The organism is Pseudomonas sp. WAC2, assembly GCF_030403525.1.
GTDB lineage: Bacteria > Pseudomonadota > Gammaproteobacteria > Pseudomonadales > Pseudomonadaceae > Chryseomonas > Chryseomonas luteola.
Genome location: NZ_JAUEPD010000001.1, coordinates 1 through 13,911, shown reverse-complemented (window position 1 = coordinate 13,911; position 13,911 = coordinate 1). Strand labels below are relative to the sequence as shown.

At 51.1% G+C, this 13,911-nt stretch carries 15 protein-coding genes; 13 read left to right on the top strand and 2 right to left on the bottom strand.

What is annotated here, in order from left to right; all coding sequences use genetic code 11:
* Positions 1 to 10: 10 nt before the first annotated feature.
* A complete protein-coding gene (locus QWJ10_RS00075) occupies positions 11 to 949 on the bottom strand; it encodes a folate-binding protein YgfZ (protein WP_289923348.1) in 939 nt (312 codons plus the stop codon).
* A gap of 147 nt (positions 950 to 1,096) precedes the next feature.
* Between QWJ10_RS00075 and QWJ10_RS00070 the strand changes: the two genes are divergently transcribed.
* Positions 1,097 to 1,351 (top strand): succinate dehydrogenase assembly factor 2, encoded by a 255-nt coding sequence (locus QWJ10_RS00070; RefSeq protein ID WP_019366542.1) that lies wholly within the window; start codon positions 1,097 to 1,099, stop codon positions 1,349 to 1,351.
* Complete coding sequence (locus QWJ10_RS00065; protein ID WP_289923345.1) at positions 1,335 to 1,787, top strand: protein YgfX; 453 nt, start codon at positions 1,335 to 1,337, stop codon at positions 1,785 to 1,787. Before QWJ10_RS00070 ends, QWJ10_RS00065 begins: the two co-directional genes overlap by 17 nt.
* Here QWJ10_RS00065 and nadB read toward each other — a convergent pair.
* Complete coding sequence (gene nadB / locus QWJ10_RS00060; protein ID WP_289923343.1) at positions 1,750 to 3,366, bottom strand: L-aspartate oxidase; 1,617 nt, start codon at positions 3,364 to 3,366, stop codon at positions 1,750 to 1,752. The two genes, QWJ10_RS00065 and nadB, sit on opposite strands and share 38 nt — an antisense overlap.
* Before the next feature lie 335 nt (positions 3,367 to 3,701).
* Here nadB and rpoE point away from each other — a divergent pair, with 335 nt between their 5' ends.
* The 11 genes from rpoE to pdxJ all read left to right on the top strand — a co-directional run bounded on the left by rpoE (position 3,702) and on the right by pdxJ (position 13,696).
* Positions 3,702 to 4,283, top strand: a complete 582-nt coding sequence (gene rpoE, locus QWJ10_RS00055; protein WP_010797633.1) for an RNA polymerase sigma factor RpoE — start codon at positions 3,702 to 3,704, stop codon at positions 4,281 to 4,283.
* Between the two features lie 31 nt (positions 4,284 to 4,314).
* Entirely contained in the window at positions 4,315 to 4,917 is a 603-nt protein-coding gene (locus QWJ10_RS00050; RefSeq protein ID WP_289923341.1) for an RseA family anti-sigma factor, read from the top strand.
* A gap of 18 nt (positions 4,918 to 4,935) precedes the next feature.
* Positions 4,936 to 5,868 (top strand): MucB/RseB C-terminal domain-containing protein, encoded by a 933-nt coding sequence (locus QWJ10_RS00045; RefSeq protein ID WP_289923340.1) that lies wholly within the window; start codon positions 4,936 to 4,938, stop codon positions 5,866 to 5,868.
* 207 nt (positions 5,869 to 6,075) lie between these two features.
* A complete protein-coding gene (locus QWJ10_RS00040; protein ID WP_289923338.1) occupies positions 6,076 to 7,491 on the top strand; it encodes a DegQ family serine endoprotease in 1,416 nt (471 codons plus the stop codon).
* A gap of 140 nt (positions 7,492 to 7,631) precedes the next feature.
* Complete coding sequence (gene lepA, locus QWJ10_RS00035) at positions 7,632 to 9,431, top strand: translation elongation factor 4 (RefSeq protein WP_010797637.1); 1,800 nt, start codon at positions 7,632 to 7,634, stop codon at positions 9,429 to 9,431.
* A gap of 4 nt (positions 9,432 to 9,435) precedes the next feature.
* Positions 9,436 to 10,290, top strand: a complete 855-nt coding sequence (gene lepB, locus QWJ10_RS00030; protein ID WP_019366535.1) for a signal peptidase I — start codon at positions 9,436 to 9,438, stop codon at positions 10,288 to 10,290.
* A 14-nt stretch (positions 10,291 to 10,304) separates the two neighbouring features.
* Positions 10,305 to 10,682 carry a DUF4845 domain-containing protein gene (locus QWJ10_RS00025; RefSeq protein ID WP_019366534.1) on the top strand — a complete coding sequence of 126 codons (378 nt, stop codon included), beginning with the start codon at positions 10,305 to 10,307 and terminating at the stop codon, positions 10,680 to 10,682.
* Entirely contained in the window at positions 10,679 to 11,368 is a 690-nt protein-coding gene (gene rnc, locus QWJ10_RS00020; protein ID WP_026004039.1) for a ribonuclease III, read from the top strand. The genes QWJ10_RS00025 and rnc overlap by 4 nt, the downstream gene beginning before the upstream one ends.
* Positions 11,361 to 12,260 carry a GTPase Era gene (gene era, locus QWJ10_RS00015; RefSeq protein ID WP_125888797.1) on the top strand — a complete coding sequence of 300 codons (900 nt, stop codon included), beginning with the start codon at positions 11,361 to 11,363 and terminating at the stop codon, positions 12,258 to 12,260. Before rnc ends, era begins: the two co-directional genes overlap by 8 nt.
* Entirely contained in the window at positions 12,260 to 12,934 is a 675-nt protein-coding gene (gene recO / locus QWJ10_RS00010; RefSeq protein WP_019366531.1) for a DNA repair protein RecO, read from the top strand. The genes era and recO overlap by 1 nt, the downstream gene beginning before the upstream one ends.
* A 12-nt stretch (positions 12,935 to 12,946) precedes the next feature.
* Positions 12,947 to 13,696, top strand: a complete 750-nt coding sequence (gene pdxJ, locus QWJ10_RS00005; RefSeq protein ID WP_019366530.1) for a pyridoxine 5'-phosphate synthase — start codon at positions 12,947 to 12,949, stop codon at positions 13,694 to 13,696.
* Positions 13,697 to 13,911 lie beyond the last annotated feature (215 nt).

Sequence of the window (13,911 nt, the reverse complement as noted above, 5' to 3'; positions counted from 1 at the left end):
GTCTGATACGTCAGCGTTGAATTTCGCGATCCGTATCGATTACATAAGGCAGATCCAAGAGCTCGCACACGGGGCCCTCGTTAGACGCGAGATGAATGCGGCCATCCTCTTTCGCATCGATTTGTAAAACAGCCAGAAACTCTGTTCTACCTTCATCCCGCGCAGCCAATACCACTTCTCCCACGCTGCTATTATGCACCGGAGAAAACAGCTCGGTGCCAGGCGCTGGTGCATCAGCGTCTACCTTTAGGCGATAGAGTCGGCGCTTCAGTCGCCCAAGATATTGCATGCGTGCGACGATTTCCTGACCGGTATAGCAGCCTTTCTTGAAGCTGACGCCATCCACGGCCTGCAGGTTGATCATTTGAGGAATGAACAGCTCGCGGGTGGGGCCGAATACCTGTCCGATTCCCTCGCGTATCTGGCCCAGCAGCCAGTGCTCTAGGGCGACCTCAGACGCTATGCTGCTTAATTGCTGATGGAAGGACTCTGCAAGCGCGCTAGGAGTCCAGATTTCGATACGCTGTCCACTCAGACGTATCGCCAGCATGCCGTTAAAATGAGCAACACCATTAACCTGTTCGGGAAGAGTCAATGACGGCAGTGCTTTCTGTGCTGTCTCAACGCTGGCGCCGAATCGCACCCATTCAGCACTTTCGTCTGCCAACGTCGACTTAGAAAACACTGCGTATTTCTTTAGGTCCGTCAACTGCGGCTCTACTAATTCCTTCGCCATCGCCAGCAGGTATCCTTCCTGGATTTGCACGATGCGAAAGCTCGAAACCATTCTTCCCTTAGGCGTACAGCGAGCACCCAGGCTGGATGTTTCTGCATTGAGATAATTGATGTTGCAAGTCACTTGGCCTTGCAGGAATTTTCCCGCGTCCGCTCCGCGAATCGCCAGGATGCCTTCATGAGACAGTGCGCAAAAATATAAGGAGTCAGCCATAGAGCATCAACGGCAAGAGAATGAACGCTCATCATAGAACGCAGGCGTGTTCTTGTCAGTTGCGATAACAACAAGATGCCTTCCTGCAGGTAGAGCTGAGCAATCTGATGAACTCGCCTATAATGCGCCCAACTTTGAGGAGCCACCATGACAGACGAAACCGAACTCAAGCGACTTTTCTGGCACAGCCGTCGCGGCATGCTTGAACTGGACGTGTTGCTGGTACCTTTCGTTCAGGAAGTTTACCCTTCACTGAGCCTGCAGGATCAAGACCGCTACAAAAAACTCCTCGACTGTGAAGATCAGGACATGTTCGTCTGGTTTATGCAGCGGGGCGAGCCTGAAGATCCAGACCTAAAGTATATCGTTCGGATGATTCTGGATCGTGTCCAACCGGATTGAGCCGTTTGAATGCCACTGGCAGCACTCTCGACAATTAGTTTGTGTCTATTGTGCGACCTTGCTGTTGGCCTTCGTCTCGTTATTTATGGCCAACATTCCGACATGGGCGGCCATCATGGGCACTCTCATGTGTGTCGCCCATGCTGCCTGGGTAATTCCGGGCGCCATATTGTTGCATCGGCCAAATGAGCCGCGCCGCCTGAAACATGATGAGAGCGGATGGCAACTCTGGTCTCCAGGGCAGGGGTGGCACCCTGTTCAGCTATGCCGGGATAGCATGGCGCTGCCGCTTATTATCGTGTTGCGATATCGGCGTGTAGATGAAAAGTGGACCCGGGCAGTTTGTATCCCGTCCGATGCCATGACGCCGGATGCTCACCGGCGTCTGCGGGTCAGGCTCAGGTTTGCGCAGCGACGTTGGGCGGCACCAGAATAGTATCCTGTACCTGATTGCACGGCCTGGGATAATCCAGTGTGTAGTGCAGGCCACGGCTTTCCTTGCGCGCCATGGCGGAGCGGACAATCAACTCTGCTACTTGGGCAAGATTTCTAAGCTCAATCAGATCACGGCTTACTTTGTAATTGCTGTAGAAGTCATCTATTTCTTTCATTAAAAGCTGTATGCGGTTGTAGGCGCGTTGCAATCGTTTGTCGGTTCGGACGATGCCTACATAGTTCCACATGAAGCGGCGCAGCTCCTCCCAGTTGTGTGTAATAATGACATCCTCATCCGAATCGGTTACCTGGCTGGCATCCCAGTTGGGAAGGTGGGGAGGGTGCTCTGTCTTGTCGAGTTGACTCTCGATATGCCTGGCCGCTGAGCGCGCATAAACGAAGCATTCGAGTAGTGAGTTGCTGGCCATTCGATTGGCACCATGCAATCCCGTAAAGCTGGTTTCTCCGACGGCATAGAGCCCCGGCAGGTCAGTACTTCCATTTTCATCTACGCATACCCCGCCGCAGGTATAGTGAGCAGCCGGTACGACAGGGATTGGCTCGTGGCGAATATCGAAGCCCAGGCTCAGGCATCGCTCATAGACCGTAGGAAAGTGTGCAGTAATGAAGTCGGCCGGCTTATGGCTAATATCGAGATGGACATAAGGAATGCCAAGTCGCTTCATCTCATGGTCGATCGCCCGGGCTACGATATCGCGTGGCGCCAGTTCGGCTCTCTCGTCAAAGCGCGGCATGAACCGCTCACCGTTTGGCAGCTTCAGAAGAGCCCCTTCGCCTCGCAATGCTTCCGTAATCAAAAAGTTGCGGGCCTGCGGATGATAAAGGCAGGTAGGGTGAAATTGATTGAATTCCATATTGCCTATACGGCAGCCGGCTCGCCATGCCATGGCAATGCCGTCACCGCAGGCGCTTTCTTGGTTGCTGCTGTACAGGTACACCTTGCTTGCTCCACCGGTCGCTAAGACTGTGAAGCGTGCACCGTATGTATCAACTTCACCGGTGTTTCGGTCAAGTACGTATGCACCTAGGCAGCGGTTGTTTTTTAGTCCGATCTTGATGCCTGTAATCAGATCGACCGCAACCTGTTGTGAAAGCAGATGAATATTAGGCCGTTCCTTAGCGGCAGCCAGTAGCGTATCGAATATTGCAGCGCCAGTTGCGTCGGCAGCGTGGATGATCCGCCTATGGCTGTGGCCACCTTCACGGGTAAGATGAAGAGGAAACCTTTTCTGTGCGTCTCCTTCGCTTCGAGTAAAAGGAACGCCTAAGTCGATTAGCCATTCCATGGCCTCACGGCTTCTTTCCACCGTGAAACGAACAGTCTGTTCGTTGCATAATCCAGCACCCGCTATCAATGTATCCTTGACGTGGGAGTCTATGGTGTCGTCCTCATCCAGCACAGCGGCTACGCCACCCTGTGCCCAGTAGGTTGAACCATTGGAAAGGTTGCCTTTGCTGAGAACTGCGATCCGAAGGTGCGAGGGTAAGGTTAGTGCCAGGGTGAGGCCAGCAGCGCCGCTGCCGATGATCAGAACATCATGATCGATGTGTTGGCCCATATATCGTCTCTTTTTGTTGGTTTAGCTATACGATTAACTAGCGTAATGGCGATGTCATTCTATGGAGGAAGGAACTTTATAGGGCCCGGGGCCGTCCATGTGAGGATAATTTTCCACACGGACAGTAAAAAGTGGCCGAGAGAATGAATAGTGGAATGACTGCTAATAGCTATCAGCGGATGTCGGCGGAAGACCGGCTTACCGATCAGCGAATCGAAGACAAGGTTCGCCCGATATCTGCCGTGGGGAGAACTTTTACGCAGCACCCTGGTCTATCCAAACAACAGGATGAGAAGGGTGAAGCGGGTCTCCTTCGGAATCAACAAGGAGCTCCCATGCAAACCCAGGAACAGGATCAGCAGCTTGTCGAACGCGTGCAGCGAGGCGATAAGCGTGCATTTGATCTCCTGGTGCTGAAATACCAGCACAAGATTTTAGGGTTGATCGTGCGCTTCGTGCACGACACCCAGGAAGCGCAAGACGTAGCGCAAGAAGCTTTTATCAAAGCCTATCGCGCGCTAGGGAATTTTCGTGGTGATAGTGCGTTCTATACCTGGCTATACCGCATTGCGATAAACACAGCAAAAAATCATCTGGTTGCTCGTGGTCGTCGTCCACCGGACAGCGACGTAAGCGCAGAAGATGCTGAGTTCTATGAAGGCGACCATGCTTTAAAGGATATCGAGTCGCCTGAGCGGTCGTTGTTGCGGGACGAAATTGAAAGTACCGTTCATCGCACTATTCAGCAATTGCCAGAAGATTTAAGAACCGCGCTAACTTTGCGTGAATTTGAAGGTCTTAGTTACGAGGACATTGCAAATGTGATGCAGTGTCCAGTAGGTACAGTACGCTCGCGCATATTCCGTGCGCGGGAAGCCATCGATAAAGCCCTGCAACCTTTGTTGCGGGAAGCATGAGACAGCGGCGACAGCTATGAGAGAGGTTGATATGAATCGTGAAGCTCTGCTGGAATCACTGTCCGCTGTTATGGATAACGAAGCGGACGAACTGGAAGTCAGACGTGTACTCGCGGCGACAAGCGAGGACCCTGAACTCCGTGCTACTTGGTCCCGTTATGCAATGGCTCGTGCAGTCATTCGCAACGAACCTATCATGCCAAAGCTTGATATCGCATCTGCAGTGTCAGCTGCGCTGGCTAACGAAGAGGCGCCTGTGGTGACTACACCTGCTGCAGTGGCTAAGCCCAAGGCAAGCCGCTGGAGTGCGATCAGCCGAGTGGCAGTCGCGGCCTCTGTAACAGTGGCTGTATTGGCAGGTGTGCGTCTGTATAACCAGGAAGGCGTATCTGAGCAGATGGCCCAACAGGCTCCAGCACCTATTAGCGTACCGCAGGTACAGAGTCCTGCTGTATTGGCTAATTACAGCGAAGAAAGTGCTCAGAGTGCTGAGTCCAAGGCGGCTAACCCGGCTGCAGTGGCCAACCCACAGCTGCCTGGCTACATTCGTCAGCATGCACAGCAGGCTACTTTCAACAGTGCTGAAGGTTCAGCGCTTCCTTATGCACGTGGTGCTAACGCAGAAACTCGTTAATCCCTGATAAGGAAGAGCATGCGGTTTGCTCCAGTTATATATGGAATAGGCGGTTTGTTACTGATAGCTCAATCAGTACAAGCCGCCGAGTCAACGGATTGGTTGAACAAGCTATCAACCAGTGACAAGGTTAATTCCCAAGGTTCTTTTATCTACGAGAGCAATGGGAATCTAACTTCACATCATATCGCCAGAAAAGTCGATTCCAATGGGGATGTTAAAGAGCGTCTTTACCGGCTTGATGGCACTTCTTATGAAGTAGTGCGTGATAATAATCGCATTGTCTGCAGTACTTCAGCAGATGATCAGGTTGATGTGGCAAAAAGCCTTGCTCCCAAATTGAGGCCTGATCAAATCGATAAAGGCTATACCCTCAAGCATCTCGGAGAGTCGCGCGTTGCAGACAATCCCACAGATGTCATAGCGTTTATTCCCAAAGATTCCTATCGATACGCTTATGAGATGCAGCTAAGCAAGTCGACTGGACAGGTCCTCAAATCGACCACATTCGATCAAAAAGGTAATGCACTGGAAAGACTTCAGTTCATTACTTACTCGTCGCTTGCGCCAAGTGCAGCTGAGCTTGATCCTAAAGGTGACTGTGCTCCTGGCGCAGAAGCAGAAGAGGCGAGCCATGCAGACCAAGCTACATGGGCGGCTTCCTGGCTTCCCTCCGGCTTCGAGCAGGTACGATCATTGAAGAGCTGGCAGGCAGGTGGGGACGGACGACCTGTGCAGTACCTTCTATACAGTGATGGTCTAAGTGCTTTTTCTGTATTCGTTGACTCTGATAGTCATACAGCGATGACCGATAGTCGAAACCAGTTTGGTCCTACCAGTGTCGTATCCAAACGCATCAATCCATCTGACAAGGATGTGTTGATTACTGTCGTAGGCGAAGTTCCTGCCGGTACGGCCGAGCGCATAGCGTTATCCGTACGGCCCGACTAAGTCTGTGCCGCTAATAAGTACATGTTTCCTGATACTCATAGGGAGTATCAGGAAACATTCAGCTTTTCTATGGTATTTCGTCAGGTGACTCTTTTAAGGCGGTTCGTCTGCTGCCTGAAGTAGTGATGCGGTGGGTACTGCACCATCGCTTGGTAAAAGCTAACTGTTAGCACTGTCTGTCCCCTGAAAGAACGGGAGCTGTATTTCATGCGAATGTTTAAACATTACCTGGCAGCCTTGATGGCAACATGGGCGCTAGGCGTATCGCTATTGGCCCATGCGGATCTTCCAGACTTTACTCCGCTGGTAGAGTCGGCAAGCCCTGCCGTTGTTAATATCAGTACTCGCCAAAACCTGCCGGCTAGCCGTGGCGGTGCCATGTCCATGCCTGATCTCGAAGGGCTGCCGCCAGGTATTCGTGAATTCTTCGAGCGAAGCATTCCTCAAATGCCGCAAGGGCCGGACAGTCGTCGGCGAGAAGCCCAGTCGTTGGGGTCCGGTTTTATTATCTCGGCTGATGGTTATGTCCTGACCAACAACCATGTGGTAGCCGATGCGGACGAAATCATCGTGCGCCTTTCTGACCGAAGCGATCATACTGCCAAATTAATTGGTGCTGATCCGCGTACAGATGTGGCGCTCCTCAAGATTGACGCCAAGAATCTTCCGACCGTTAAGTTAGGTAATTCTGACAAGCTAAAGGTCGGTGAGTGGGTGCTGGCTATTGGTTCGCCCTTCGGGTTCGACCACTCCGTGACAGCCGGTATCGTAAGTGCCAAGGGGCGTAGTTTGCCAAACGAGAATTACGTTCCATTCATCCAGACGGATGTTGCGATCAATCCTGGCAACTCTGGTGGCCCGCTGTTCAATCTGAACGGGGAAGTGGTAGGTATCAACTCTCAGATATTTACGCGTTCGGGCGGCTTTATGGGGCTTTCCTTTGCTATCCCAATCGATGTCGCTATGAATGTGGCCAATCAGTTGCGTACCGAGGGTAAGGTGACACGCGGTTGGTTGGGAGTTGTCATTCAAGAAGTAGACAAAGACCTGGCAGAGTCCTTTGGCTTGGAGAAGCCAGCCGGCGCTTTGATCGCTCAGGTTTTGGAAAACGGACCTGCAGCCAAGAGTGGCTTGAAAGTGGGAGATGTCATCCTATCGGTTAACGGGCAACAGATTGTTGAGTCAGCAGATCTGCCTCATCTGATCGGCAACCTGAAGCCTGATGCCACCGCGGAAATGAATATTGTGCGTGAAGGCGCACGCAAGACCGTATCCGTTAAGGTCGGTGATATGCCCGATGATGATTCCATTGCTGCCTCAGGTCAGCCCGGCGCTGAGCGTAGCAGTAATCGAATGGGGATTGCTGTTGCGGATCTGACTGATGAGCAGAAGAAAAGCCTTCAGTTGCAAAGTGGCGTGGTAATCAAGCAGGTGACGGACGGACCGGCTGCCATGATTGGCTTGCGTCCGGGCGATGTGATTACTCATTTGAATAATCAGCCGGTTTCCTCGGCGCGCCAATTCCAGGACACAATGAAGAAGCTTCCTGCCGACAAGTCTATTTCCATGCGCGTCATGCGTGATGGCCGAGCCAGCTTTATTACCTTCAGGCTGCCCAAGTAAGGCCTATGAGGCGAGGTGGAAACACCTCGCCTTTTTACCTTATGTAAGTCCGTACGTGACGGGTTTCCATAGTATCGGGTAAACTCCCAGGCTATTTTTTCCAGCGGGCATTCCGCTGCTGGCCTTTCGAGTGTTGATCCGTGAGTGACCTAAGTCATATCCGTAACTTTTCCATCATTGCCCACATTGACCATGGCAAGTCGACGCTAGCCGACCGCTTTATTCAAATGTGTGGCGGCCTGTCCGACCGCGAAATGGAAGCCCAGGTGCTGGACTCCATGGACCTCGAGCGCGAGCGCGGAATTACCATTAAAGCCCACAGCGTGACGCTGCACTACAAGGCGCAGGATGGTAAAACGTACCAGCTCAACTTTATCGATACCCCTGGGCATGTCGACTTCACCTATGAAGTAAGCCGCTCTCTGGCTGCCTGTGAGGGCGCTTTGCTCGTTGTTGATGCTGCTCAGGGCGTTGAGGCTCAGTCCGTAGCCAACTGCTATACAGCGATTGAGCAGGGTCTTGAAGTCATGCCTGTGCTCAACAAGATGGACCTGCCTCAGTCCGAGCCAGAGCGCGTTAAGGCAGAGATTGAGCACATCATTGGTATCGATGCCACTGACGCGGTTCCCTGCTCAGCCAAGAGTGGCATGGGTGTTGTCGATGTCCTGGAGCGACTGGTCAAGGTGATCCCTGCTCCTGAAGGCAATATCGAGGCGCCTCTACAAGCATTGATCATTGATTCCTGGTTCGACAATTACCTAGGTGTTGTGTCCTTAGTACGCGTCAAGCATGGACGTGTGAAAAAAGGCGACAAGATTCTGGTGAAGTCTACCGGCAAAGTACATCAGGTGGACAGTGTTGGGGTCTTTACGCCTAAGCATACCGAAATGCAGGATCTTAAGGCCGGTGAGGTAGGTTTCATTATCGCTGGTATCAAGGAGATCCTGGGGGCGCCGGTAGGTGATACGCTGACGCTTTCCAGCACGCCAGACGTAGCCATGCTGCCGGGCTTCCAAAAGGTCAAACCTCAGGTCTATGCAGGCCTCTTTCCGGTCAGTTCGGATGATTTTGAAGACTTCCGCGAAGCGCTGCAGAAGCTGACTTTGAACGATGCGTCTTTGCAGTACGAGCCTGAAAGCTCAGAGGCACTGGGCTTTGGCTTTCGCTGCGGTTTCCTCGGTATGCTCCATATGGAGATTATCCAGGAGCGTTTGGAGCGCGAATACGATCTGGATCTGATCACGACTGCACCGACTGTAGTGTTTGAAGTTGTGCATAAGAATGGCGAAATCGTATACGTAGACAACCCCTCAAAGCTGCCTGATCTTGCGTCGATTGCAGAAATGCGCGAACCGATCGTGCGGGCCAATATTCTTGTGCCTCAAGAGCACTTGGGCAACGTCATAACCCTGTGTATTGAGAAGCGTGGTGTGCAGCGGGACATGCAGTTCCTCAGCAGCCAGGTTCAGGTTAGTTATGATCTGCCTATGAATGAAGTTGTTCTGGACTTTTTCGATCGACTCAAGTCCGTTAGTCGTGGGTATGCTTCGCTGGATTACAGTTTTGATCGCTTCGAGGCTTCTAATCTGGTCAAGCTTGATGTCCTTATCAATGGTGAGAAAGTCGATGCGCTGGCATTGATCGTTCACCGAGACAAGGCTCACCACAAAGGTCGAGCTCTGACAGAGAAAATGAAGGAGCTGATTCCACGTCAGATGTTTGATGTGGCGATCCAGGCGGCTATTGGTGGACAGATCGTAGCGCGGACAACCGTAAAGGCATTACGTAAGAACGTATTGGCCAAGTGTTACGGTGGAGACGTATCCCGTAAGCGTAAGCTGCTGGAGAAGCAGAAAGCGGGTAAGAAGCGGATGAAGCAGGTTGGTAGTGTGGAAATTCCACAAGAAGCCTTCCTGGCTGTACTCAAAGTGGATAGCTGAGAATATGTCATTCAATTTTCCTTTGCTTTTGGTTATCGCTGTCGCAGTGTGTGGCGGTTTGGCACTGTTTGATTTGGTCTTTCTGGCGCCACGCCGGCGTACAAGAATTGCGACATACGAAGGGCAGGTTACCGAGCCCGATCCAGTTGCTTTGGATAATTTGAGGAAGGAGCCACTCTTGGTCGAGTATGGGAAGTCGTTCTTTCCTGTACTCGCCATCGTTTTGGTTCTGCGGTCGTTTCTGGTGGAGCCTTTCCAGATTCCTTCGGGCTCAATGAAGCCCACATTGGAAGTGGGCGATTTCATTTTGGTAAACAAGTTCGCCTATGGAATCCGTTTGCCGGTTATCGATACTAAGATCATCCCGGTTGGAGACCCGCAGCGTGGTGATGTCATGGTATTTCGCTATCCCAGCGACCCCTCCGTTAATTACATCAAGCGTGTTGTAGGCTTGCCTGGCGACACCATTCGCTATACTCCAGAGAAGCAGCTTTTTGTGAACGGTCAATTGGTCTCAAAGCAACTGATCGGAGAGGAGCCTGGCTCTTTGGGTAGTGCAAAGCTATACAAAGAGAAATTAGGCGAAGTAGAGCATATCATTCGTGAGGAGATGACTCGTTATAACCTGCCGGCGGATAGTCAGTGGGTTATACCGGCTGATCATTATTTCATGATGGGGGACAACCGGGATAACTCCAATGACAGTCGTTACTGGAGCGACCCTGGCATTCCACACGAACTGCTTGGCATGGTTCCCGATAAAAATATTGTTGGCAAAGCCTTCGCTGTCTGGATGAGCTGGCCTGACCCAAAGGTCAAAAATTTACCTAACTTTTCCCGTGTAGGGATCATTCATTAAATAGGAAATGCGTCATGTCTATGTCGCACAGGCAAAAGGGACTTTCCTTCATAGGCTGGCTGCTAATGCTGTGCATTATTGCTTTCTTGGCAAGCACAGCCTTTAAACTTATTCCTCATTATCTGGATTATCAGGCGATGACCAAAGTCATCACCTCTATAGAAAGTGAGAGAGCGATGAACATTCATAGCGTGCCCGATGTGTATTCGTATGTAAGCAAGGGCATGCAGGTTAATAGCATTAATGATATTGACCTTGATAAAGCCATGCAGGTGAAGACTGAGGACAATAGATTCCTTATCCATCTGGATTATGAAAAGCGTGAACCTCTAATCCGTAATATTGATTTAGTGGTTCATTTTGAACGCGACTTCCGTATAAGTATCCCGTGAACCCACCCTTAGATCGTCTCGAGCGCCGGCTCGGTTACACCTTCAAAGACCAGGACCAAATGGTCCTGGCTCTCACTCATCGCAGTTTTGCCAGTAAGAATAATGAGCGTCTTGAGTTTCTAGGAGACGCTATTCTTAACTTTGTGATTGGCGAAGCGCTCTATCAACATTTCCCTCAGGCCCGTGAAGGCCAGCTTTCTCGCCTGCGCGCAAGATTGGTAAAGGGAGAGACCTTGGCTGTCCTGGCCCGTAGTTTTGAGATTGGAGATTATCTCCGGCTAGGCTCGGGCGAGTTGAAAAGTGGCGGCTTTCGCCGCGAGTCTATTCTGGCAGATGCGATGGAGGCTCTGATTGGCGCTATCTATCTGGATGCTGGGATGGAAGCGGCCAGAGATCGGATCATGGCTTGGCTAGGGCCGCAACTTCGTGAGCTTACGCCAGTCGATACGAACAAGGATCCCAAAACACGCCTTCAGGAGCATCTGCAAGCGCGGGGATGTGAGTTGCCAAAGTATGAAGTGGTCGCGATCGAAGGCGAGCCACATTGTCGCGTCTTTTTCGTCGAGTGCGACATATCGATGCTAAGCGAAAAAACCAGTGGCCAAGGGCCCAGTCGCCGCATCGCAGAACAAATGGCTGCAACAGCCGCGTTGATTGCTTTAGGAGTAGAGAATGGCCATGACTGACCCGGTATCCCGTTGTGGATACGTAGCTATCGTTGGGCGTCCTAACGTGGGCAAATCTACTCTGCTGAATCATATTTTAGGGCAGAAGCTTGCTATCACCTCTCGAAAGCCCCAAACGACACGTCATACGTTGTTGGGTATTAAGACAGAAGGGGATGTTCAGGCTGTTTATGTCGATACGCCTGGTATTCACAAAGAGAATCAAAAAGCTCTCAATCGCTATATGAATAAGACCGCATCCGCAGCCCTCAAAGATGTAGATGTAGTTATCTTTGTGGTAGATCGCATGCGCTGGACAGAAGAGGATGCGTTCGTTCTAGAACGAGTCCGCCATGTCAAATGTCCGGTGATTGTGGCGGTTAACAAAACGGACCGCATGGAAGATAAAGCAGAGCTTCTACCTCAGTTGAAGTGGCTATCCGAGCAGTTGCCTGAAGCAGAGGTTATCCCTATCTCTGCGCAAAATGGTGTGAATCTGGATTCCCTCGAGAAGCTTGTAGCGGATCGGCTGCCTGAGGGAGACCACTTCTTTCCTGAGGATCAGCTTACTGATCGTAGTAGTCGTTTTCTGGCTGCAGAGCTCGTACGTGAAAAAATTATGCGTCAGCTGGGTGCTGAACTTCCCTATCAGGTCACGGTTGAAATTGAGGAGTTCAAACAGCAAGGGAATGTGTTGCACATCCATGCGCTGATTCTGGTAGAGCGTGATGGACAGAAAAAGATACTCATCGGAAATGCAGGTGAGCGAATCAAGCGGATTGGTCAGGATGCTCGGAAAGATATGGAGACCCTCTTTGATTCGAAGGTCATGTTGAACCTTTGGGTTAAGGTAAAAAGCGGCTGGTCAGACGATGAGCGCGCACTCCGCTCTTTGGGATACGCAGATCTTTGATGCAAGAACCTGAGAAAGTCTTCGTTCTTCATGCGCGGCCCTTTAGGGAAAGTAGCACGCTCGTAGACTTTTTTTCACTGCGTGGGAGGTTTCGAGCAGTCTATCGAGGCGCTCGTGGAAAGTCTGGCAGTGTTGTTCGGCTGTTTCAGATATTTGAAGGGCAGTTCCGGGGACGTACTGAATTAAAAACAGTTCATCGCATGGAGCCTTTGGCTCCTCCCTTTCTTCTGAGCGGAGATGCTCTGTTTAGTGGCCTTTATCTCAATGAACTCATCGTACGTCTTCTTTTGCCAGAAGAGCCGCACCCGGCGATCTTCCATCAATATGCAAATACCTTGCGTGCATTGAGTAATCATGCAGATGTAGAACCTCCGCTAAGGAACTTCGAGTGGACGTTTCTCGATGAGCTGGGTTACGGCTTTTCATTAGAAGTGGATAGTCGCGGCAACGCTATAGATCCCAAAAACATCTATCGTTTTGTTCCAGATGAAGGCCTTGAATGTATACCTGTTTATCAGCCTGGTGCATTCCAAGGAAGTGAGCTGCTGGCCTTGTCAGGCGCTGACTGGAATGATGCGGGTGTCCTTAAATCAGCTAAACGACTCATGCGCCAGGCTTATGCTCCGCTGCTTAATGGCAAGCCACTTATTAGCCGTGAATTGTTTCTTAAGTGAGAGTTGAATGCGATGTTTGCTAGCCGACTTTTATTAGGCGTCAACATTGATCATGTAGCAACTTTGCGCCAGGCGCGCGGTACACGTTATCCCGATCCTCTTAAGGCAGCGCTTGATGCAGAGGAGGCCGGTGCAGATGGAATTACACTGCATTTACGTGAAGACCGTAGGCATATTCAGGAGCGAGACGTTCGCCTCTTCAAGGCAGCCCTTCAGACGCGCATGAATCTTGAGATCGCAATGACTCCGGCGATGCTGGATTTGGCCTGCGATGTTAGGCCGGAGCATGTCTGCCTTGTACCTGAAAAACGGGAAGAATTGACAACAGAGGGTGGCTTGGATGTTCTAGGACAAGAACATCGGATAAGGGAAGCTATCGCTAGGCTTGCGTCGGCAGGTTGTCAGGTATCACTTTTTATCGATCCCGATCAGCAGCAAATAGAGGCCGCCGCGAGAGCTGGCGCTCCTGCCATTGAACTTCATACAGGAAAGTATGCGGATGCAGCGAGCGAAAAAAGTCAAACCCTTGAACTTGAGCGTATTAAAGACGGTGTTGAGGCGGGTTTATCTAACGGGTTAATAGTGAATGCAGGTCATGGCCTTCATTACCATAATGTAGAGCCAATAGCGTCAATCCCAGGTATTAATGAGTTGAATATAGGTCACGCCATTGTGGCCCATGCTGTATTCGTTGGCTTTAAGCAAGCAGTAATAGAAATGAAAGCGTTAATGTATTCGGCTTGGCTCAAAAATAAAGCTTGACCTGTGAGCGGAGGGGCCTATAATGCGCCCCACTTCCGCTGCAACGGAACAGCAAAAAGCCTTGTAGATCAATGGGTTAGCTGTTTAGTCAGGGTCAGGCCTCCGGTCTGGCAGAAGCGGAAAGAGGGAAGCGGTAGTTGACAAGCCTTTAGGTTTGTGTAGAATACGCCTCCCGCTGCCAGAACAGGTTTCCTGATCCGGCAGGTCCGGCAAGC

Excerpts from the sequence above, each read along its gene's own strand:
- nadB (WP_289923343.1), bottom strand. The coding sequence starts at position 3,366 with ATGGGCCAACACATCGATCATGATGTTCTGATCATCGGCAGCGGCGCT.
- pdxJ (WP_019366530.1), top strand. The coding sequence starts at position 12,947 with ATGTTTGCTAGCCGACTTTTATTAGGCGTCAACATTGATCATGTAGCA.
- QWJ10_RS00070 (WP_019366542.1), top strand. The coding sequence starts at position 1,097 with ATGACAGACGAAACCGAACTCAAGCGACTTTTCTGGCACAGCCGTCGC.
- lepB (WP_019366535.1), top strand. The coding sequence starts at position 9,436 with ATGTCATTCAATTTTCCTTTGCTTTTGGTTATCGCTGTCGCAGTGTGT.
- rpoE (WP_010797633.1), top strand. The coding sequence starts at position 3,702 with ATGCAAACCCAGGAACAGGATCAGCAGCTTGTCGAACGCGTGCAGCGA.
- QWJ10_RS00045 (WP_289923340.1), top strand. The coding sequence starts at position 4,936 with ATGCGGTTTGCTCCAGTTATATATGGAATAGGCGGTTTGTTACTGATA.
- QWJ10_RS00050 (WP_289923341.1), top strand. The coding sequence starts at position 4,315 with ATGAATCGTGAAGCTCTGCTGGAATCACTGTCCGCTGTTATGGATAAC.
- QWJ10_RS00075 (WP_289923348.1), bottom strand. The coding sequence starts at position 949 with ATGGCTGACTCCTTATATTTTTGCGCACTGTCTCATGAAGGCATCCTG.
- recO (WP_019366531.1), top strand. The coding sequence starts at position 12,260 with ATGCAAGAACCTGAGAAAGTCTTCGTTCTTCATGCGCGGCCCTTTAGG.
- QWJ10_RS00025 (WP_019366534.1), top strand. The coding sequence starts at position 10,305 with ATGTCTATGTCGCACAGGCAAAAGGGACTTTCCTTCATAGGCTGGCTG.
- QWJ10_RS00040 (WP_289923338.1), top strand. The coding sequence starts at position 6,076 with ATGCGAATGTTTAAACATTACCTGGCAGCCTTGATGGCAACATGGGCG.
- era (WP_125888797.1), top strand. The coding sequence starts at position 11,361 with ATGACTGACCCGGTATCCCGTTGTGGATACGTAGCTATCGTTGGGCGT.